Annotated in this window: 16 protein-coding genes; 10 read left to right on the top strand and 6 right to left on the bottom strand. The window is 72.6% G+C overall.

Translation table 11 applies throughout. From position 1 onward, the window contains the following. The first annotated feature begins 162 nt into the window (after nucleotides 1-162). Nucleotides 163-2232, top strand: a complete 2070-nt coding sequence (locus tag ACQPZF_RS21600) for a diguanylate cyclase (RefSeq protein WP_433259809.1) — start codon at nucleotides 163-165, stop codon at nucleotides 2230-2232. Here ACQPZF_RS21600 and ACQPZF_RS21605 read toward each other — a convergent pair. Next, on the bottom strand, nucleotides 2203-2880 hold the full coding sequence (locus ACQPZF_RS21605; protein WP_433259810.1) for a transcriptional regulator: 678 nt from the start codon (nucleotides 2878-2880) through the stop codon (nucleotides 2203-2205). The genes ACQPZF_RS21600 and ACQPZF_RS21605 overlap by 30 nt on opposite strands. 213 nt (nucleotides 2881-3093) lie before the next feature. On the opposite strand from ACQPZF_RS21605, the gene ACQPZF_RS21610 reads away from it, so the two are divergent. Further along, entirely contained in the window at nucleotides 3094-4842 is a 1749-nt protein-coding gene (locus ACQPZF_RS21610; RefSeq protein ID WP_433259811.1) for a hypothetical protein, read from the top strand. A 191-nt stretch (nucleotides 4843-5033) separates the two neighbouring features. Here ACQPZF_RS21610 and ACQPZF_RS21615 read toward each other — a convergent pair whose 3' ends face one another. From ACQPZF_RS21615 to ACQPZF_RS21625, 3 genes are all read right to left on the bottom strand, one after another. After that, nucleotides 5034-5918, bottom strand: a complete 885-nt coding sequence (locus tag ACQPZF_RS21615) for a hypothetical protein (RefSeq protein WP_433259812.1) — start codon at nucleotides 5916-5918, stop codon at nucleotides 5034-5036. Beyond that, complete coding sequence (locus tag ACQPZF_RS21620) at nucleotides 5915-7585, bottom strand: hypothetical protein (RefSeq protein ID WP_433259813.1); 1671 nt, start codon at nucleotides 7583-7585, stop codon at nucleotides 5915-5917. The genes ACQPZF_RS21615 and ACQPZF_RS21620 overlap by 4 nt, the downstream gene beginning before the upstream one ends. A 410-nt stretch (nucleotides 7586-7995) precedes the next feature. Next, nucleotides 7996-8592, bottom strand: coding sequence for a TetR/AcrR family transcriptional regulator (locus ACQPZF_RS21625; RefSeq protein WP_433259814.1), 597 nt, complete (start codon nucleotides 8590-8592; stop codon nucleotides 7996-7998). A 91-nt stretch (nucleotides 8593-8683) separates the two neighbouring features. Here ACQPZF_RS21625 and ACQPZF_RS21630 point away from each other — a divergent pair, with 91 nt between their 5' ends. The 4 genes from ACQPZF_RS21630 to ACQPZF_RS21645 all read left to right on the top strand — a co-directional run bounded on the left by ACQPZF_RS21630 (nucleotide 8684) and on the right by ACQPZF_RS21645 (nucleotide 13921). Then, a complete protein-coding gene (locus ACQPZF_RS21630) occupies nucleotides 8684-10414 on the top strand; it encodes an ABC transporter ATP-binding protein (protein ID WP_433259815.1) in 1731 nt (576 codons plus the stop codon). Next, the gene (locus tag ACQPZF_RS21635; protein WP_433259816.1) at nucleotides 10411-12264 is read left to right on the top strand and encodes an ABC transporter ATP-binding protein; all 1854 of its coding nucleotides are present in this window, start codon (nucleotides 10411-10413) and stop codon (nucleotides 12262-12264) included. The genes ACQPZF_RS21630 and ACQPZF_RS21635 overlap by 4 nt, the downstream gene beginning before the upstream one ends. A 125-nt stretch (nucleotides 12265-12389) precedes the next feature. Then, a complete protein-coding gene (locus tag ACQPZF_RS21640; RefSeq protein WP_433259817.1) occupies nucleotides 12390-13172 on the top strand; it encodes a class I SAM-dependent methyltransferase in 783 nt (260 codons plus the stop codon). A 257-nt stretch (nucleotides 13173-13429) separates the two neighbouring features. Next, a complete protein-coding gene (locus ACQPZF_RS21645; RefSeq protein ID WP_433259818.1) occupies nucleotides 13430-13921 on the top strand; it encodes a Gmad2 immunoglobulin-like domain-containing protein in 492 nt (163 codons plus the stop codon). A 15-nt stretch (nucleotides 13922-13936) separates the two neighbouring features. Here the strand turns inward: ACQPZF_RS21645 and ACQPZF_RS21650 are convergent, their stop codons facing one another. After that, complete coding sequence (locus tag ACQPZF_RS21650) at nucleotides 13937-14836, bottom strand: DMT family transporter (protein WP_433259819.1); 900 nt, start codon at nucleotides 14834-14836, stop codon at nucleotides 13937-13939. A gap of 74 nt (nucleotides 14837-14910) precedes the next feature. Here ACQPZF_RS21650 and ACQPZF_RS21655 point away from each other — a divergent pair, with 74 nt between their 5' ends. Next, nucleotides 14911-15822, top strand: a complete 912-nt coding sequence (locus ACQPZF_RS21655; RefSeq protein WP_433259820.1) for a LysR substrate-binding domain-containing protein — start codon at nucleotides 14911-14913, stop codon at nucleotides 15820-15822. A 22-nt stretch (nucleotides 15823-15844) separates the two neighbouring features. Here ACQPZF_RS21655 and ACQPZF_RS21660 read toward each other — a convergent pair whose 3' ends face one another. Next, complete coding sequence (locus ACQPZF_RS21660) at nucleotides 15845-16825, bottom strand: alkene reductase (RefSeq protein WP_433259821.1); 981 nt, start codon at nucleotides 16823-16825, stop codon at nucleotides 15845-15847. A 78-nt stretch (nucleotides 16826-16903) separates the two neighbouring features. Here ACQPZF_RS21660 and ACQPZF_RS21665 point away from each other — a divergent pair, with 78 nt between their 5' ends. The 3 genes from ACQPZF_RS21665 to ACQPZF_RS21675 all read left to right on the top strand — a co-directional run bounded on the left by ACQPZF_RS21665 (nucleotide 16904) and on the right by ACQPZF_RS21675 (nucleotide 20330). Then, nucleotides 16904-17764: a sigma-70 family RNA polymerase sigma factor gene (locus tag ACQPZF_RS21665; RefSeq protein ID WP_433259822.1), complete on the top strand. Its 861-nt coding sequence runs from the start codon at nucleotides 16904-16906 to the stop codon at nucleotides 17762-17764. 233 nt (nucleotides 17765-17997) lie between these two features. Then, nucleotides 17998-18639 carry a hypothetical protein gene (locus ACQPZF_RS21670; RefSeq protein ID WP_433259823.1) on the top strand — a complete coding sequence of 214 codons (642 nt, stop codon included), beginning with the start codon at nucleotides 17998-18000 and terminating at the stop codon, nucleotides 18637-18639. After that, entirely contained in the window at nucleotides 18639-20330 is a 1692-nt protein-coding gene (locus ACQPZF_RS21675; protein WP_433259824.1) for a trypsin-like peptidase domain-containing protein, read from the top strand. The genes ACQPZF_RS21670 and ACQPZF_RS21675 overlap by 1 nt, the downstream gene beginning before the upstream one ends. Nucleotides 20331-20517: the final 187 nt, after the last annotated feature.

Consider the following 20517-nt stretch of genomic DNA (forward strand, 5'->3'; position numbering starts at 1 on the left):
AAGCTATAGAGAGGAATATTCCACCAAAAGATCCGTCGTTCGGACCAGTGCGCCTCGCTTTCGCCGCATCCAGCGGGTACGGCATGATCCAGCAGCGGTAGGCGCCGCCACTGCCGTGCCAGGCCGTCCACCGCTATCCAGGCGACACCGCGGAGTTCATGTATGAGTGCGAACGGCCCACGCCCGGCCTCGGGCAGGGCCTGGCTCGGCTATCTCGCGGTCGGGCTGGTCGCGATCGCCTGCTACTACTTAATTCCCCGGCAGGGCGTCGGCGTGGCGGCCAGAGTGGTGATGTACTGCCTCACCAGCACGTCGGCGGCGGCGGTCGTGCTGTGGGCCGCGCTGCGCCACCGGGCGGGCCCGCGGGCGCCGTGGCTGCTGCTGGGCCTGAGCCAGGTCGTGTACTCCATCGCGGACTGCACCTTCTACATCCACCACTACCTGCTCGGCCTCACCGGCTTCCCCTCCCCCGCCGACGCGTTCTACCTGGGCCACTACCCGCTGACCGTCGCCGCGCTGCTGCTGTTCATCGGCCGGCGCACGCCCGGCCGCGACCTCCAGAGCGCGCTGGACGCCTCCGTGCTGGCCGTGGTCGCCGCGATGCTGTCGTGGCTGTACCTCATCGGCCCCCGCGCCCGGCTCGACCAGCCGCTGCTCGTCACCGTCACGTCGGTCGCCTTCCCGGTGATGGACCTGGCCATGCTCGCGGTGGCGCTGCGGCTGGTCATGGGCACCGGCAAGCGGTCCGGGTCGTTCGCGCTGCTGGCCGCCAACCTGCTCGCCATCCTCACCGCCGACACGCTCTACGTGGTGCAGCAGCTCAACGGCACCTACCACGCGGGCAACTTCCTGGACGCGATCTGGCTGGGCGGCAACCTCGCCCTGGGCGCGGCGGCCCTGCACCCGACCATGGCGGCCGTCGCCGAGCCGACCCCCGCCCGGGAGCACGTGCTGGGCCCCGGCCGGATCGCCGCGCTGTGCGCCGCCGCCCTCACCGCGCCCGCGATGCTCGTCGTCCAGCACGCCACCGGCAGGTTCCGCGACGTCCCGGTCATCGCCGCCGCGTGCGCGATGCTGTTCGTGCTGGTGATCGCCCGCCTCGCGGGCCTGGTGGCGGACCAGCGCCGGCTGGCCATCACGGACGGCCTGACCGGCCTGCACACCCGGCGGTTCTTCGTCGCGCAGCTACCCATCGAGGTCGAGCGGGCCCGCCGCGCGGGCGGCTCGGTCGCCGTGCTCATCGCCGACGTGGACCGCTTCAAGGCCATCAACGACGGTCACGGCCACCCGGTCGGCGACCAGGTGCTGATCGAGATCGCGCACCGGCTGCGCCGCGCGGCACGGGCCGGCGACGTGGTGGCCCGCTACGGCGGCGAGGAGTTCGCGCTGCTGGTGCCCGGCGCGAGCCCGGCCGAGCTGGCCGGCATCGCGCACCGGCTGCGGGAGAGCGTGGCGGGCAGCCCCATCGCCGCCACCGACGCGGTGTGGATCCCGGCCACCGTCTCGGTGGGCGCGGCCTGCTACCCCGAGCACGGCGGCGACCCGGCCGAGGTGATCGCCGCCGCCGACCGCTCCCTGTACGCGGCGAAGGTCTCCGGCCGCGACCGGGCCGTCGTCGGCGCGCCCCGCCCGGACTGCGACCCGGCGATGGTCGACCACCTGTGCCGCGTCGCGGACCTGGTCGACCTGCGGCTGGCCGCACCGCACCACAGCCACGCGGTCGGCCGGTGGGCCCGGCTGCTGGCCGGCGAACTCGGCCACGACGAGCGCGGCATCCGGGTCGCGGGACTGGCGGGCAGGCTGCGCGACATCGGCAAGATCGTCATCCCGGACACCGTGCTGGACAAGCCGACCGCGCTGGACCCGGACGAGTGGCGGCTGATGCGCCAGCACCCCGACTACGGCTTCCGGCTCGCCGACACCATCCCCGGCTTCTTCCCGGTGGCGCAGACCATCCGCCAGCACCACGAGCGCTACGACGGCTCCGGCTACCCGCACGGCCTGGCGGGCAACGCGATCCGCTGGGAAGCACGGCTGGTGGCGGTGTGCGACGTGTGGGCGGCCCTGCTCCGCGACCGCCCACACCGCCCGGCGCTCACCGGGCAGGAAGCGCGGGACGTGCTGCGCTCAGGCCGCGGCACGCTGTTCGACCCGGACGTCGTGGACCTGTTCCTGGACCTGCACGCCGACGGCCGGATCGACTCACCCGACCTGGGCCGGGTCGGCGGCTGAGTCGGCCAGCGTGTTCCAGAACATCAGCTCGTAGCCCTGGAGCAGCCGCACGTACTCCAGCGCCCGGTCGAACGACACCCCGGCGTCCAGCCCGGCCTGCACCGCGGCGAGCCCCTGCTGCTCCAGCTCTGGCGCCGGCGTGGCGAAGAAGTCGAAGAACGCGCACGCCTCGTCCTCGAAGCCGTAGTGCGCCCGCAACCCCCGCGCGATCGCCGCGCAGTACTCCCCGAAGGCGGCGAAGTTCGTCAGCATCGCCACCGCCGCGACCGCCGCGTCGGCGTTCAACGCCAGCCAGGCGACATAGGCCGCGTACGCCTGACACCCCGGCTCGGGCCGGTACGCCCGCACCGCGGCCTCGTCGAAGCCGGCCGCGGCGGCCAGCGGCGGCAACAACGGCAACACCAGGCTCTCGCCCTGCGCCAGCCCGGTGAAGAACACCCGCCCGGCGGGCTGGTCGGCCCGCGCCGCCAGCGTGAGGAAGCTCCGCCAGTCCCCCGGCGCGATCCGACTCTCCTCGGCGGCCAACGCGCCGATCGTGGCGACCGGCGCCCTCCCTTCCGCGACCAGGGGGACGAACCGGTTGACGCCGTGCTCGTCCGCGACTTCTCTCCGGATCCTGTCGAGCAGGTCCTGCGCCGAGTGGGCCATCGACTCGCCCTCCTGCACACCGTGGGTAAGGTTCGCGATCAGCGTAGGTGAAGATCGTCGCGGCGGAACCGCACAACCCGCAGGGTGTCCGGCGCCGCGCCCGGCCGGGGGTTCATCCGGTACGCGATCACCTTGCCGCGCAACGGTTCCACGCCGGTCAGGATTGCCCGTACGGACCTTGACCCGACGCGGCCATCCGGTCGACAGTGGGTTATGGCGTTCGGCGGCAGAGCACGCGTCCAGGAGCCGGCGGTCCGGCCGGCGGCCGGACCGACCGCGCGACCGGGTGCGGCGCACGCGGCCCTCGCGCTGCAGCGGGCCGCCGGGAACCGGGCCGTCACCTCGGTCCTGAGCGTCCAGCGCGACGGGCCCGGCGCCGAGGTCGGCAGTGCCGCCGTGCCCGCCGAACCGACGCCGGCGGAGCGCGCGAGCGGGCCAGGTGACCAGGCGGCCGGACCGGACGTGCGCGGCGGCTTGGCCGCGTTGTCCGCCACCACGGCCGACCAGGCGGTCGAAGCGGTCGCACGCCGGCTGGCGGAGGCCGACCGGCGCGAACCGGACCGGCACGGCGCGGCGGTGCGTCACCCGCCCGATGGGAACACGCCGCTGCTGAGCCTCACCCAGGACATCTGGTACGTGGCACACGGTCTCTACGTCCTGGACCGCTCCGGCCACATCGCGCCCGGCGACTTCAGCCACCAGCTCGCGCAGGTGACCGTCGCGCCCGGCACGTACTTCTTCGGCACGTTCGCCATCCGGGGCACCGCGTCGACCGTGAACGCGAACCTCCTGATCCGCCTGGGCGTGGGCAGGCCCGAGGTCGCCACCGGCGACGTCGGCGTCCGGTCCGTGCAGGCCGACGAGATCCCGTTGCGCGCCGGCGGACAGGCGGCGATCGACGCCCACCACGGCATCGCGGCGATCGTGTCGGAGTCCACCACCCGACGGCCGGCGCGCGGCCACCGGACCGACCACCTCAACCGGATCATGGCGCTGGTCCCCCGCCACGCCGAGTGGCAGGTGCGGGCGGACATCGCGAACTTCCTCGCCGACCCGGCCGAGGCCGCGGTCGACTTCGTGACGACCGAGGTGGCGGGACGGATCGCCGCCGCGGCGGCGGGCGGTCCCGTCGTCCTCGCCTACTTCCTCGGCCGGGACGGCCTGGAGCTGATCGACCACCTGATCATCGGGTCGCGGGCGCGGGCCACCGACGACGAGATCGACATCGCCGCCCAGGCCGTGGCGCGGCAGATCGTCGCCGTGGTGTGCGGGCTGGCCGTCGGCCGCGGGCTGGGACGCGCGGGTGCGCTGCTGCGCGGCGCGCGGGCGGGTGCGCTGTCCCGTGGCGGGCGGGTTGCGCTGCCACCGGGCGGACGGGTTGCGCTGCCACCGGGAGGGCGGGCGCCGCACGTCGGCGCCGCCGGACCGAGGAGGCAGCCGCGGAACCTCGCGTACAACCCGCGCGGGGCGTTCGCCGAGCAGTGCGTCGCGATCACGGCGGCCGTGACGAACAACGTGGCACGGCGCGGTTTCATCGACAGCCCGGCGGACATCGAGGCCGCCCACGGTTCGACCGGGCCGGTGCGGTCGGGACGCGGGTCCAACCGGCTGGTGGCGCTGCCGGGCCTGGCCATGGACTACATCATGCGCGCGACCGGGCGGCAGAGTGCCCCGTCGTCGTTGACCGAGATGAACGACCGGCCGGGCGAGTACATCGTCTTCCTCAACGACCGGCACGTGTACTACGCGCGAGTCCGCCCCGACGGCTGGTGCAGCATCGTGGACGCGCAGATCGGCCGGGGCTGGGGCGGGCCGACCGCGACCGCCGCCTGGAGGCGGATGCTGGGCCAGGAAGGCGGCGGCCGGGCCGCGCACGGCCACAGCGGTCCACGCCCGCACCCCGGGGTGGCCCCCAAGCTGTCGGACAACTCCTTCAAGCTGTGGCGCCTGCGCGACCCGTGACGCGCGCGAACAGCCGACGCCAGGACCCGGCTGCGTCACGGACCCCTTGACCCGGCTCCGGCGCGAACAGCCGCCAGGACCCGGTCGGGTCACGGACCCCTGGTCGGCGCGAACAGCCGACGCCAACACCCGGTCGCGTCACCGACCCCTGACCCGGCTCCCGCGCGAACAGCCGCCAGGACCCGGTCGGGTCACGCGTCGAGAGCGCCGAGCCAGACTTCGAGCCGCCCCGCGACCGCTTGCGCCACCACGACCTCGTCGCCCAACCGCCGCACCACCGCCGCGTGGCCAGGACGGGGCAGCCTCGTCGCGTGCACCGGTTCCCGGCCCGCCGGCCCGAGCCGCGCCACCCAACCGACGGCGGGCTCGTCGGCCTCCTCCTCGGTCCAGGTGAGCATCCCGTCGACCAGGCCGAGCCGCCGGATCGCCAAGCCCCGCACCGGAATCCGCCGCCGGGTGTCGGTGTCCGGCGACCAGACCTCGATGCCCGGCGGACGCGCGGCGAGCACCGCGCCGGGCCCCAGGAACGAGCCGGACGGCATCGCCCGTTCCATCCGCACGTCCGTCTCCACCCGCAGGAACCGCGCCCCGACCGAGGTCTCGCACAACAGGTCCACGCCGCCCGGCGCGGGCGCGGCCTGGAGTCCGAGCACGGCGTCGGCGAGCAGCACGCTGCGGCGGTCCTCCCCCGGCGTGCCGATCCACACCGTCGCCGGACCGCGCCCGGTGGCCAGCACGACCCGCACCGGGTCACCGTCCACGGGCACCGGCCAGGCCGCCACCTCGTCGCGTTCGGCCAGCACGGTCTCGGTTTCCGTGAGCACCACGGCCGCCTCGTCGCCCACTCGCGCGCCCGCCACCACCGGTCCGGTCGGGCCGGCCGCCGCCCCCGACACGGAGCGCAGCGGCAACGGGTCGCGGACCTCGCAGGAGCCGTTGCCGGACACCACGACGTGCCCGACGCCGTCACCGGCGGGCCGGTCGGCGAACACGTGCACCCGGTCCCCGACTCGGGTGGCGTGCAGGCCGACCCCGATCGGGACATCCGCGAGCGGCACGTACCGCCACGACGTCACGGCCCCCACCTCGCGGACATCCGCCGCACCAACCGGATGTAGTGGTCCTTGCGCCCTGCCTCGATGAACGGCGAGGCCGACACCGCCAGTCTCAGCAGCCGCTGCACCCGGTCGCGCGGCGGCAACCCGAAGAAGGCGGGCGGCACGCGGACCACCGCACCGGGACCGGTGGCCCACCCGGAGGCGCCGGGGACGAACGTGAAGCCCCGGCCGGTGATCTTCCGGCGCAGCGCGTAGAGCCGGTCGAAGATCCCGGCGATCTTCTCCTGGTCGTCCACCACCGGCACGGCGGGCGGCGCGGTCACCCCGAACGACGGCACGAGGTACACCATCGCGTGGTCGCGGTAGAACGTGCCACCGGGCTGCCACGCCCCGGCCGTGATCGCCTGGGACACGTGGTTGTACAGCGACCGCAGTTCCAGCCTGCCCTGCACGAGCCACTGCTCCAGCCACGCCATCGCCTGGACCGCCGCCGCGCCGCGGCCCGCTCCGGCCAGCCGCGACACGTCGTCCACCGGCGCGGACGGTGCCAGCGCGGGGTTGTCGACCAGCGCCACGAAACGGGTGTAGCTGTCGGCGTTGGTCAGGGCGTCCGACAACGGCAGCGCCGCCATCAGCCGCTGCCACTTGTACGCCTCGTCACGGGTGGTCAGCCCGGTCGCGCCGTGCGAACCCTCGTGGATCAGCACCAGGGCGCGTTCGGTGACGTCCGGCTCGTTCATGAACTTCGGGCCCAGCGTCATCCGCGCCGTCGCGCCGACCCCGAAGTTGCTGGCGAGGTAGTCGTCGCCGAGGCAACTGTTGATGCACCGGTGCCCGGCCGCCGTGGCGTCGTGCAGCGGGATCGCGGGCAGCATGTTCGGCATGTGCGCCTCGATCGCGGCCAGCCCGGTGTCCACCGCGCCCGCGTTCGCCGGTCCGTGGAACAACGACGTCAGCGCCCCCGCAGCCGGGGCCGCGTTCGGGGCGCCGAGGGCGGTGCGGGCGGCGGTGAGCAGCACGAGGGCCCTGGCGTGGGCGGTGTCGAAGACGTTCGGCGACGGCCCGCAGTTGATGTCCGGCGACGGGGTGCAGACCGGCGCGGTGGACTGCTGGTTCCCGACCAGGATCTCGACCCGGCGGGCCTTGCGGTAGTCGATGCCGCTCGGGGCGAGGTCGGGCACGGGCGTCGGAACGCCGGTGCCGGGCGATCCGGCCACCAGCGGCGTGCGCACGGCCGTGATCCGGTCGTCGACGAGGGCGGCTCGCCCCGGTCCTCGCCGCTCCTCCTCGCTCGCGGTGCCCTTGAGCCGGACGGTGTTCATCGGCGTGCCCGCGAACGCGGCGAACTTGGTGTCGTCCGGCGCGGTGACCGTGCTCGACTCGAAGTCGAAGTAGACGGACCGCAGGTCGGTGGCCGCCACGGGCGACTTGCCGGTCACCCGGAAGTCGGCGGCCACCCGCTGCACCGGGGCTCGGGCGGATTCCCGTTCCTCGGGCGGGCAGTCACCCGGCCGCGGTCCGCACCGCTGCACGGTGAACCCGGTGACCGCGCGGTTGCCGGCGGCCCGCTGGAGGCGGAGGAGGCCTTCGGCGGAACCCGTGATCGTGGTCCGATGTGGCCGCGGAGGCGAGGTCGGAGACGCGGTCGGTTTTGCGGGCGAGTCCCGGTGGACCAGGAAGACCACGTCACACCACCTCCGGACGCCGGATCAAGTATGCGGGCACGCAACGGAGACCGGACACGCCCATCGGTGCACTCCCGGCCGCCCGAACGGGCAGTTCGCAGGTAGGCGGCGGGCTCACGGGCCGGAGCGCGGTACCAGAAGCAACAAAGCCGAATGCAACCAAGCCGGCTCCGACGGGGGCCGAATGCAACCAAGCCGAATGCGACGAAGCCGGATGCGGCGGAACCGGATGCGGCGGAACCGGATGCGGCGGAACCGGGAGCCTCCCGCCTGGGGTGCGGTGGCTCGACCGGCTCCGCCGCCGGCTGGGCAGCCTCCCCCGGCGCCCAGCGTTCCGGTCACCCTGCGGACCGAGTCACCACTGTGCGCCTCGACGCTTGAACATTTCTTGAATTACCCGCCCGAGGCCCTCACTCGACCCGCAGACCCCGCAACAACGGCAGGTAGACGTCGTCCACCAGCTCCTCGATGGCCGCCTCGTCCAACGCCACCCCGCAGGTGATGTACTCGTTGCGCACGAGGTCGAGCGGCGTGCGGGCGGCGCGGTGGGTGAGTCGCACCGGCGGCAGCTCGCCGCGTTCGACGGCGCGGCCCACGATCGTCGCCACCGCCTCGGTCAGCGGCGACGGCTGGGTCAGGCGTTCGCGCAGCAGGCGCGCGACTTCGGGATGGCGGAACGCGTCGGCCATCACACCGGCGACCATCTCCGTCATCATGGCGCCGGTGCGACGGGAGATCCTGGTGAACAACGCGATCATGTCGGCGCGCAGCGAACCGGTGTCGGGCAGTTCGGGCGACGCCGGCACGCGCCGGCCCCACGCGGCGAGGGCCAGTTCGGCGCGGCCCTTCCAGCGGCGGTAGAGCACGGGCTTGCTGGTGCCCGCGCGCGCGGCCACGCCCTCGACGGTGAAGCGGGCGTAGCCGACTTCGCTCAGCTCGGCCCAGGCCGCGTCCAGGATGGCCTGCTCCAGCTCCGCCCCACGGCGGCGGGACTTGGGCTCCGCCACTCGAACCCCTAAGATACTTTGCGTTTCTTATGAGACAGGTCTACCGTTCCCGCATACCTTAGACACCGGCCGTTTCTTATGGGGGGAAACGTTGCTGAACCGCCTACTTCGGACATATCTCCGGCCGTACCGGCGGGAGCTGGCCATCGTGCTGGTGCTCCAGTTGGTCGGCACCGTCGCGTCGCTCTACCTGCCCAGCCTCAACGCCGACATCATCGACTTCGGCATCGCCACCGGGGACAACGGCTACATCCTGGCCACCGGCGGCTGGATGCTCGCCGTCACGCTGCTCCAGGTGCTCTGCTCCGGCGGCGCGGTCTACTACAGCGCCCGCACGGCGATGGCGTTCGGGCGGGACGTCCGGTCCGCCGTCTTCCACCGGGTCGGCGAGTTCTCCGCCCGCGAGGTCGCCGCGTTCGGCCCGTCGTCGCTGATCACCCGCACCACCAACGACGTGCAGCAGGTGCAGCTACTGGTGGTGATGGTGTGCACGATGCTGGTCACCGCGCCGATCATGTGCGCGGCGGGCATCGTGATGGCGTTGCGCGAGGACGTCGGCCTGTCCTGGCTGCTGGGGGTCTGCGTGCCCGTCATGATCATCGCGATCGGCCTGATCGTGGTGCGCATGGTGCCGCAGTTCCGGCTCATGCAGGACCGCATCGACGCCGTCAACCGCGTGCTGCGGGAGCAGCTCTCGGGCATCCGGGTGGTCCGGGCGTTCGTCCGCGAGCCCGCCGAGACCCGCCGGTTCGCCGACGCCAATGCCGCCCTCACCGACACCGCCCTGCGCGTCGGCCGCCTCCAGGCGCTGACGTTCCCCGTGGTGATGCTGCTGTTCAACGGCTCCAGCGTGGCCGTCCTGTGGTTCGGGGCGCAGCGGCTGGCCACCGGCGAGATGCAGATCGGCGCGCTGACCGCGTTCCTCAGCTACCTCATGCAGATCCTGATGGCGGTCACCATGGCGACCTTCATCTCGATGATGGTGCCGCGGGCCGCCGTGTGCGCGGAGCGGATCAACGAGGTGCTGGACACCGACTCGTCGGTGACGCCGCCCGTCGCGCCCGTGCGCGAGCTGTCGGCCACGGCCGCGGTCGAGTTCCGCGACGCCGAGTTCCGGTACCCCGGCGCGGCGGACCCGGTGCTGCGGGACATCTCGTTCCACGCCGAACCCGGCCAGACCACCGCGATCATCGGCAGCACGGGTTCGGGCAAGTCCACGCTGCTCTCGCTGGTGCCCCGGCTGATCGACGCGACCGGCGGCGCCGTGCTGGTCAACGGCGCGGACGTGCGGGACATCGACCCGGACACGCTGTGCGACCGGCTCGGCCTGGTGCCGCAGCGGCCGTACCTGTTCACCGGCACGGTGGCGAGCAACCTCCGCTACGGCAAGCCCGACGCCACCGACGACGAGCTGTGGGAGGCGCTGGACATCGCGCAGGCCCGCGACTTCGTGACGGAGATGGGCGGTCTGGAGGCGGCCGTCGCGCAGGGCGGCACGAACGTCTCCGGCGGCCAGCGGCAGCGGCTGTCCATCGCGCGGGCCCTGGTCCGCCGGCCGCAGGTCTACCTGTTCGACGACGCGTTCTCCGCGCTCGACCTCGCCACCGACGCCCGACTGCGCGCCGCGCTCAAGCCGCACACCGGCGGGTCGGTCGTGATCGTCGTCGCCCAGCGCGTGTCCACCATCCTCGACGCCGAGCGGATCGTCGTGCTGGACAACGGGTCCGTCGTCGGCATCGGCACCCACCACGAACTGCTGGACACCTGCCCCACCTACGTCGAGATCGTCCAGTCGCAGCTCACCTCGGAGCAGGCCGCATGAGCGCCACCACGACCGGCAAACCCACGCCGTCCCGGATGGGCGGCGGCTTCCCCGGCGCGGGGATGCCGATGGGCAAGGCGGAGAACTTCGGGCCGTCCGCCCGGCGGCTGCTGACCCGGATGCACGCGGAGCGGCTGACGCTGGCCGTCGTCCTCGCGCTCGGCGTCATCAGCGTCGGGCTCGGCGTGGCCGGCCCGAAGATCCTCGGGCACGCCACCGACATCATCTTCAACGGCGTCCTCGCCCGCCTGCGCGGCGAGCCGGGCGCGGGCGTCGACTTCGCCGCGCTGGGCGCCGTGCTCGCGTGGGTCTCCGGCCTGTACCTCGCGTCGTCGCTGTTCGCCTGGGTCCAGGGCCGCATCCTCAACAACGTGGTGCAGCGGTTCGTCTTCAAGCTGCGCGCCGACGTCGAGGACAAGCTGCACCGGCTCCCGCTGCGCTACTTCGACGGCCAGCCGCGCGGCGAGCTGCTGTCCAGGGTCACCAACGACATCGACAACGTCGCCACGTCACTCCAGCAGACCCTGAGCCAGCTCCTGACGGCGCTGCTGACGGTGGTCGGCGTGCTGGTGATGATGGTGACGATCTCGCCGCTGCTGGCGTTGATCGCGCTGGCCCTGATCCCGGTGTCGGTGCTGGCCACCGCCCGCATCCGGAAGCGGTCGCAGAAGCTGTTCATCGCGCAGTGGAAGCAGACCGGCGCGCTGAACGCGCACATCGAGGAGTCGTTCACCGGCCACCAGCTCGTCAAGGTGTTCGGCCGGCAGCGCGAGTCGGAGGAGGAGTTCCGCCGCCGCAACGACGAGCTGGTGGAGTCGGCGCTGGGCGCGCAGTTCATCTCCGGCCTGATCATGCCGCTGATGATGTTCCTGTCCAACATCAGCTACGTGGCGGTCGCGGTCGTCGGCGGCCTGCGCATCACGTCCGGCGCGATGACGCTCGGCGAGGTGCAGGCGTTCATCCAGTACTCGCGCCAGTTCACCCAGCCGCTGACCCAGGTCGCGTCCATGGCGAACCTGATGCAGTCCGGGGTGGCGTCCGCCGAACGGGTCTTCGAGCTGCTCGACGCCGAGGAGCAGCAGCCCGACCCGGCCGACGCGGCACTGCCCGCGGAGCGCCGTGGCCGCGTCGAGTTCCACTCCGTCGGCTTCTCCTACCGGCCCGAGCAGCCGCTGATCCGGGACCTGTCGCTGGTCGCCGAGCCCGGCCACACGGTCGCGATCGTCGGCCCGACCGGAGCCGGGAAGACCACGCTGGTCAACCTGATCATGCGGTTCTACGAGCTGGACGAGGGCCGGATCACGCTGGACGGCGTGGACATCACGACGCTGCGCCGCGAGGACCTGCGCGCGCAGACCGGCATGGTCCTCCAGGACACCTGGCTGTTCGGCGGCACGATCCGGGACAACATCGCCTACGGCAACCCGGAAGCCACCGAGGACCAGATCCTGGCCGCCGCCCGCGCGACCTACGTGGACCGGTTCGTGCGCACCCTGCCGGACGGCTACGACACCGTGATCGACGAGGAGGGCACGAACGTCAGCGCGGGCGAGAAGCAGCTCATCACCATCGCGCGGGCGTTCCTGGCCGACCCGTCGCTGCTGATCCTGGACGAGGCGACCAGCTCGGTGGACACCCGGACCGAGTCGCTGGTGCAGCACGCGATGGCGGCCCTGCGGTCGTCGCGCACCAGCTTCGTCATCGCGCACCGGCTGTCCACGATCCGCGACGCCGACCTGATCCTGGTGATGGAGTCGGGCCGGATCGTGGAGCAGGGCACCCACGACGAGCTGATCGCGCGGGACGGGGCGTACCACCGGCTGTACTCGGCGCAGTTCGCCGCCGTGTGAGCCGGCCGTGAGCGGCAGGAGGTCCCGGCGCCGCGGTTTGTCCAACTGAACAAGCCGGGACCTCCTCGTCACGCCGAGAGCTGAACCGCTTCCGCCGCCACCGGCCCACCGGGCAACCTGGTCCGGTGGACCTGGGCTTCCGAGGTGACGTGGTCGACTTCTACCAGCGGTACCGGCGGGGCTACCCGGACGCCGCCGTCGACCTCGTGGTGGACGAGTTCTCGTTGTCCCGCGACGACATCGTGGTCGATATGGGCTGCGGGACGGGCCAGCTCACGCTGCCGTTCGCGGGCCGGGTCCGGGCGGCCGTCGGGGTCGACCCGGAGCCGGACATGCTGGCCCGCGCCCGGCAGGACGCCCTCGCGCGCGGCGTCGCCAACGTGGGCTGGATGGTCGCCGCCGACACCGACCTGGCATCGCTCGGCGCGGTGCTGAACGGGCTCGGCGCGGTCACCATCGGGCAGGCGCTGCACTGGATGGACCACGAGGCGTTGTTCCGGAAGTCGAGGCCGTTGGTGCGGCCCGGCGGAGGTGTCGCCGTGTTCACCAACGGGACGCCGTTGTGGTTGCAGGACGCCGACTGGTCGCGTGCGCTGCGGTCGTGCCTGGAGGAGTTGACCGGCAAGCGCGTGACGCGGACGTGCGGCACGGACGAGGAGACCCAGCAGCGGTACGCGGCCGACCTCGCGGCGGCCGGGTTCGAGGTGCGCTCGCACCGCGTCGAGTACTCCGATCCCCTTGAGCTGGAAGCGGTTGTCGGCAACGTGTTCTCGGCGCTGCCCGTCGACAGGCTGCCCGCACCGGAACGCCGTCAGGCCTTCTTCGAGCAGGTGGGACGGGCACTGGAGCCGTACGCGCCGTTCACCGAGCACGTGGCGGTGCGGGTGCTGACCGGTCGTTCTGGGTAGCACAGGACGACATCGCCAAAAACCCCTGGAAGCCGCCGGGGACGGCCGCAAACGCACGCCGCCCGCAGCCGTTCCCGGGGTCACCACAAGCCCCGTCCACACCAGCCTTCGAACCGAATCACCCGATGGCCCTTGGTGCCGTGCCGCCCTGGATGAGGAAGATGCGCCCGTCGCGTTGTCGAGGAACGCGATCTGCGGCCACACCGGACCCGGGCGGGGCTAGTCTGGCGCACCCGGAGCGACGGAAGGCACAGGCCATGTCGATCGACATCCAGCAGCCCAGGCCCTACGACCTGGTGGACGACACCATCCGGATCGGCGGTGTCGCCGGCGGCGCGTTCGAAGCCCAGTTCGGCTACCGCGTCCACGAGGGCCACGACGAGGTCACCGGCGGGTTCATGGCGGGTGACGGCACCGGCGGCCACGGGCAGTTCCAGGTCACGGCCGACGTGTCCGGCGCGTCGTTCACCCTCGACCGGCTGTTCGTGGAAATCTTCCACACCTCCCCCAAGGACGGCGAGGAACTGGACAAGGTGGTCGTGCCGGTGCTGTGGGGACCGCGGATCCTCCCCGGCTACCGCGTCTACCTGGAGCACGTCGTGGCGGCCGGCGAGACGCTGTGGGCGATCTCGACGCGCTACTACGGCTCGGGAAACCTCTACCACCGACTGGTGTCGGCAAACCCCCAGACGATCACCGACCCGAACGTGATCCACCCGGGTAGTTTGATTCGCGTACCCCAGGCCTGATCTGGACCGACCGGTCTACCTACGTTGCGCGACGCTCACAAAACCGACCGCCGCGAGCACCACCAGGCACCCGACGACCTGCAGACCGCTCGGCCGCTCGTGCAGCAGCCCGATGCCCAACAGGATCGCCGCGATCGGCTGCAACAGCATGAGGGTCGCGCCCGTCGCGCTGGACATCCGGGGCAGCGCCGTCGAGATCAGCAGCCAGCCCACGACCTGGCCGATCAACGCCAGCGCGAGCAGCCAGCCGAGCGCGGGCCACCCCGGCGCCAGGTCGAGCCGGTCCGCGGGCACGCCGATCGCCACCGCCACCACCCCGGCCGACGCCGTGGCCAGGAACAGCGTGTGCTCACGAGTGCCCGGTCCGGTGCTCTGCCGGATCAGCAGCAGGTAGGCCGAGTACCCCACGCCCGCGCCCAACGCGAGCACCGCGCCGAGCACCGGGTCCGGTCCGAACGCGGGTGTGCCCGCGAGACCGCCCGCCAGCACGATCCCGCCCAGCAGCACCGGCACCGCGACGACGAACCGGTTCGACGGACGCTCCCGGAACACCAGGAACGCCACCAGCGGGACGATCACCACCTGCACGGACAGCAACACCGTCGCGATGCCCGCGCCGACCAACGAGATCGCGTCACCCCACAACACGAAGTCGACCCCGAGCCCGGCGCCCGCCAGCAGCGGCAGCACCAGCCTCCGCGGCGCCGTGCCCCGCCGCCGTTCCCACAGCACCAGCACGGCCAGCACCGGCAGCGAGAACACGCACCGCCAGAACGCGCTGGTGCTGCCGCTCGTGCCGGACACCTTGATGAACACCGACGACAGGGCGATGCACAGGCTGCCCGCGAGCGCGAGCAGCGCCGGATTCACCCGCGTCCGCTGGGCGGCGGCGGGACGAGCTTCGGTGGTGGTCACGGGTCCAGCCTCAGGCCCGACGACCATCAAGGACAAGCGAATGTTCTTCAGCGGATATCGGTAGTATCCCTACCGTGTTCGGCTTGGAGAGGATGCGTGCCCTGCACGCCGTGGCGACCCACGGGACGGTCGCGGCAGCGGCGTCCGCGCTGCACGTCACCCCGTCCGGCGTGTCGCAGCAGCTCGCCAAGCTGGAACGCGAGGCCGGGCAGCGCCTGCTGGAGCCGCACGGCCGCACCGTCCGCCTCACCACCGCCGGTCACGTGCTGGCCGGGCACGCGGCGAGCATCCTCGCCCAGGTCGAGAAGGCCCGGGAAGACCTGGAACTGCTGCGCGAGGACATCACCGGCCCGCTGCGCATCGGGGCCATCCCCACCACCGTGCACGCTCTCCTGCCACCCGTGCTCGCCGCGCTGCGCGCCCAGCACCCCGGCCTGGAGGTGACCTTGCACGAGGGCGAAGCCGAGGAGACCGTGCCGAAGGTGGTCGACGGCCGGCTGGACGTGGCGGTCGTGGAGAGCTGGGAGCACCGCCCCGTCACCCTGCCGCCGACCACCTCGCGGACCACCCTGCTGTCCGACGTGGCCGACCTCGCCCTGCCCGCGAGCCACCGGCTGGCGCACCGCAAGACCGTCGACCTCGCCGAGGTCGACGACATCCCGTGGATCGCCTGGAGCGCGGGCTCGGGCTGCTACGACTGGCTGGCGCGGGTGCTGCGGCAGCAGGGCATGGACGAGAGGATCGGCTGCACCATCGGCAGCTACCCGACCCAGCTCGCCCTCGTCGCGGGCAACGTGGGCGCGGCGGCCGTCCCCCGGCTGGGCCGCGACTCGGTGCCGGACGGCGTGCGGATCCTGACCACCCGCCCGGCCCTCAACCGCACGATCTACGCGATCAACCGCGCCGAAGACGACGACCGCGGGGTGATCCGCGCCTGCGTGGACGCCCTGACCACCGCCTCGGCCCGCTTCCAAAACCTCGCCTGAGAGTGCCGAAGTCGCGGTCGCCCTATCGGCTCTCCGGGTAGTCGACGTAACCGCCCGCCCCACCCCGGTAGTACGTGGCCGGGTCACCGGACGCCAGCTCGCGGTCCAGCGCGAACCGGGCGACCAGGTCCGGGTTCGCGATGTAGTGCGTGGCGAACGACACCGCGTCGGCGATCCCGGCCGCCACCACCGCGTTCGCCGACTCGCGGTCGAAGCCGAGGTTGGCGATCAGCGGCCCGTCGAACTGCCGCCGGTAGCGGTCGATCGACGCGAAGTCCGGCGACCCGGTCTCCCGGCCACGCAGGTGCAGGTACGCCACCGGGTGGTCGTTGAGCGTGGTCACGTACTCGTCGTAGGCGGTCAGCGTCTCCTCGTCCGGCGCGAAGTTCTCGGTGGTGGACCAGTACGGCGACAGCCGCACGCCCACGCGGCGCCCGTCCCACGGCTCGGCGACCGCGTCGACCACCTCGTACAGCAGCTTGCCGCGGGCCGAACCGTAGCCGTCGGTCCGGCGGTTCACCTTCGCGTTGAGGAACTGCGGCAGCAGGAACTGCCCGACGGCGTGCACTTCCACCCCGTCGAAGCCGGCACGGCGGGCGTTCTCGGCGGCGGCGGCGAAATCGGCGATCGTGGCCTTGATGTCCGCGGCGGACATCCCGGCGGGCGTCTCCGGTCCCCCGTGCCAAAGCTGCTGCACGATCCGGCCGCCCAGGGCGTGCACCACGTCGGTGACCCGCCGCCACGCCGTGACCTGCTCCGCGCGGTAGATCCCGGGCACGTCGACGAAACCGATGGACCGTTCGCTGATCCACGTGCCCTCGGTGACGATGAGGCCCGCGCTGGCCCGCTGGCCGTAGTAGGCGGCGTGCAGCTCCGTCGGCACGAGCAGGTCGTTGGCCGCCCGCGCCCGCGTGATGGGCGCCATCACCACCCGGTTGGGCAGGTGGAAGTCCCGCAGGTCCACCGGTTCCAGCAGGGCGTGGCGGGTTGTGATATCGGTCATCGGCAGGTTTCTCCCTGTCACATCGCTCGTGTCCACCTCGTCATCACGTCGACGTGACGCGATGAGGAAAGGTGACCCGTGGACGAGTTGGCGGAACGCTTCGAGACCCACCGCGGCCTGCTGCTCGGGGTCGCCTACCGCATTCTCGGGTCGCTGGGCGAAGCCGAGGACGCGGTGCAGGAGACGTGGCTCCGGCTGAGCCGGGTCGACGCGGACGGCGTGGACAACCTCGCGGCGTGGTTGCGCACCGTGGTGTCCCGGGTGTGCCTGGACGTCCTGCGCGCCCGCAAGACCCGACCCGAGGAGCCGGTCGGGCAGCAGGTGCCGGACCAGGCCTCCGACGCCGACCCGGAGCAGGAGGCGCTGCTGGCCGAGTCGGTGGGCCGCGCGCTGCTCGTCGTGCTGAACGCGCTCGGGCCGGCCGAACGGGTCGCGTTCGTGCTGCACGACCTGTTCGCCGTGCCGTTCGACGAGATCGCGCCGATCGTCGGACGCACGACCGCGACCACGAAGAAGCTCGCCAGCCGTGCCCGCCTGCGGGTGCGGGGCACACCCGTGCTGCCGGACACCGAGATCACCCGGAACCGGCACGTCGTGGAGGCGTTCCTCACCGCCGCCCGCGGCGGGGACCTGACCGGACTGCTGGCCGTGCTCGCCCCCGACGTGGTGCGCGTGGCCGACCCGTCGATCCTGCCGCCGGGCACGCCGTTCCTGGCGCGGGGCGCACGGGCCGTGGCGGAGGAGACCGTGGTCCTCGCGGCGAAGTCGCGTTACGCCGAACCCGCGCTGGTGGACGGGACCGTCGGCGCGGTCGTCGCACCGCACGGACGACTGCGCCTCGCGCTGACCATCGTCGTGGTGGACGACCGGATCGCCCGCTACGAGGTGATCGCCGACCCGCGACGGCTGGCCGCGCTGGAGTTCGGGGTGCTCGCCTGACCCGCACTGCCCACCCGACCCCGCAGTGCCCGTCCCACCTCAGTGCTCGCCTGATCCGCAGTGCCCATCCCACTCCCAGCGCTCGCCCGACCCGCAGTGCTCGCCGACCCGCAGTGCTCGCCCGACCGGCGATTGCGCTATCCGCACCAGCAGGCCCGACCGGGGCGTAACGGGCCGGAAACTTCCGCGCCGTTGCGCTCCGGCGCGGAAGGGGAGATCAATACCATGGGACCGTGAGCGATCCGTCCCGTCCGCCTGCCAGATCCGTTGTGGTCACACTGTTCGCGGTCGCCGCGTGCGCGGTGGTCGCGGCCTCCGTGCTGACCGCCGTGGCGGTGGCCGACGACCGCCCCGGCCGGGACGGTCCCGTCGCGGACGGCGACCGCACGTCGCCGACCCCCCGCACCTCCACTAGCCGGGCCGCCGGCCTGCCGATGTGCCTGGTCGGCTCGTGGCGCGCGGTGGACGAGCAGTTCATGATCAAGTTTTACACCGACGAGGAGCCGATGCGGTTCACCAGCAGCGGTCGCCGCTACGAGTTCCGGGCCGACGGCACCGCCATCGAGCGGCAGGACAACGTCGTGCTCAGCAGCACCTTCCAGGGCAACGAGCTGCGCGTGGTCGGCAACGGGCAGGTCGACTTCAAGTGGACCGCGAACGACAAGCAGATCACCTACCTCGCCCGCACCGCGACCACGCTGAGCTGGTCCTACTACGACCAGCGCGGCCTGATCAACACCCAGCCGCAGGAACCCACCGCGACGCTCAACGAGGTGGACGACTACACGTGCGAGGGCAACCAGGTCGTCGAGAGCAACGCGTCGGGCTACCGGGCCGTGTGGGTGCGGACCGACGGTTCCGGGGTGTACGGCTGATGGCACGGGTCAAGGCGATGCTCGGCGCGGCGGCGATGCTCGCGCTGATTCCGCTGCCTGCCGCCGCGCAGCCGTCCAGCCCCGAGGAGCGCGCCGCCGCCATGGCGCGGCCGGGCATCGTCTACATCTCGGTGACGTGGCACGGCTGGGTGCGCGACAAGCGGACCGGCGAGGTGTTCGGCGGCACCGCCGGCTACGAGGTGAAGACGTCCTGCAGCGGCGCGGTGATCAGCCCGGACGGCCACGTCGCGACCGCCAGCCACTGCGTCCACACCGGACCACTGGGCGGTGGCGGCGCGCTGTTCGAGGCCGCCATCGCCGACCTCGGCCGGACCGGCCGCGTGCGCGATCCCGCCAAGGCCCGCACGGAGTTCGCCGAGCACGGCCTGGCGGAGGGCGCGAACCCGGACAGCCCGGTGGACCGGCTGATCCAGGTCGAGCGGATGGAGGCGCGCGACGGGGAGCAGGTCCGCGACATCGCGCCGGCGACCGTGGTCGACCTGGTGGCTCCCGCCGACGGCGACGTGGCGGTGCTGAAGGTGCCGCGCGACCACCTGCCGTCGATGGAGATCCGCCAGGACCAGACGCCGGTCGGCACACCCATCCTGGCCATCGGCTACCCGGGCTCGACCAACGCGACGGTCGACCCGAGCCTGGAGCCGAGCAACAAGAACGGCCAGATCTCCGCCCGCCGCACCCAGTCGGGCCGGCCGTTCTACGAGTTCAGCGCCGCCGCGACGCACGGCATGAGCGGTGGGCCGGTGGTCGACATGCAGGGCGGCATCGTGGGCCTGGTGAGCCAGGGGTCGCCGGGCGAGACGCAGTCGTTCAACTTCGCGGCGTCGTCCCAGACCCTGGTGGACATCCTCAAGGGCAAGGGGATCGCGGTCGGCGTCGGTCAGCACGACAAGGACTACCGGACCGGGCTGGACCGGTACTTCGAGGGCGACTACGACGGTGCGGTGGAGTACTTCGACGCCGTGCTGGCGGGCTCGCCGGGCCACCAGCAGGCCACCGAGTACCGCAGGCTGGCCACCGACAAGGGCGGGCAGGCCGGCAGTTCTCCGACGACGCTGCTCGTCGTGTTCGCGGTGCTGTGCGGCGGAATCGCGATCGCCACCGCCACGGCGGGCACGGCCATCGCCTTGACGCGGCGCAAGCGCCTCGCGGGCGGTGGTCCCAGCGCGGTGCCCGAACCACTCCCCGTCGGTGCTCCGGGCACGGTCGGCAACCACGGCGCGATCGGCGGGCCGGGCTCGGCGGGTGGACCGGGCGCGGGTCCGCTCGGTGGGCCGGGTTGGGCCGCCGGACCGGGCTTGGGCGCTGGACCGGGGCCGCTCGGCACACCTCCTGCCGGCACGCCCTTCACGTACCCGCCGATGGGCACTCCACCCGCGGGCATGCCGCCGATGGCCGCGCCTCTCGGCACACCATCGGCGGTCACCGAGACCCGGTCCTCGCCGCTCGGCCTACCAGTTGTTCTCGGCGATGACCAGCAGCCCGACGGCCAGGCCGATCCCGACCAGACTGAGCGGCGAAAAGGCGCCCTCCGTGATCACCAGGCCGACGACCAGACCGAGCGCAGCCGTGGCCACGTACAGCCGGGGGCCCCACTTCCGGGTCATCCACGCCCCGACCAGCCCGATGACGGAGACGGCGCTCACCAGGGTGGCGAAGACCAGCGCGCTTAACCGCACGTCGCCCCAGTCCCGACCGCGGTCCACCAGGTCGATCGTCCCGAGCAGGGCGACCAGCAGCACGAACGTGTTCGCCAGGGTGAGCAGCACCAGCAGCACGATGGTGCCCACGCCCTTCTTGGCGCGCACCGGCCGGTCGGGCGACGCGGGCGGGTCGAACGGGGAGGGCTGGGACATGGCG

It is taken from the genome of Actinosynnema sp. CS-041913, assembly GCF_050942485.1.
In the GTDB taxonomy this organism is placed as follows: domain Bacteria; phylum Actinomycetota; class Actinomycetes; order Mycobacteriales; family Pseudonocardiaceae; genus Actinosynnema.

What these genes read in the sequence shown, in the direction of transcription:
- ACQPZF_RS21605 (WP_433259810.1), bottom strand. Translation starts at nt 2,880, where the DNA reads ATGGCCCACTCGGCGCAGGACCTGCTCGACAGGATCCGGAGAGAAGTC.
- ACQPZF_RS21600 (WP_433259809.1), top strand. Translation starts at nt 163, where the DNA reads ATGAGTGCGAACGGCCCACGCCCGGCCTCGGGCAGGGCCTGGCTCGGC.
- ACQPZF_RS21635 (WP_433259816.1), top strand. Translation starts at nt 10,411, where the DNA reads ATGAGCGCCACCACGACCGGCAAACCCACGCCGTCCCGGATGGGCGGC.
- ACQPZF_RS21645 (WP_433259818.1), top strand. Translation starts at nt 13,430, where the DNA reads ATGTCGATCGACATCCAGCAGCCCAGGCCCTACGACCTGGTGGACGAC.
- ACQPZF_RS21610 (WP_433259811.1), top strand. Translation starts at nt 3,094, where the DNA reads ATGGCGTTCGGCGGCAGAGCACGCGTCCAGGAGCCGGCGGTCCGGCCG.
- ACQPZF_RS21660 (WP_433259821.1), bottom strand. Translation starts at nt 16,825, where the DNA reads ATGACCGATATCACAACCCGCCACGCCCTGCTGGAACCGGTGGACCTG.
- ACQPZF_RS21675 (WP_433259824.1), top strand. Translation starts at nt 18,639, where the DNA reads ATGGCACGGGTCAAGGCGATGCTCGGCGCGGCGGCGATGCTCGCGCTG.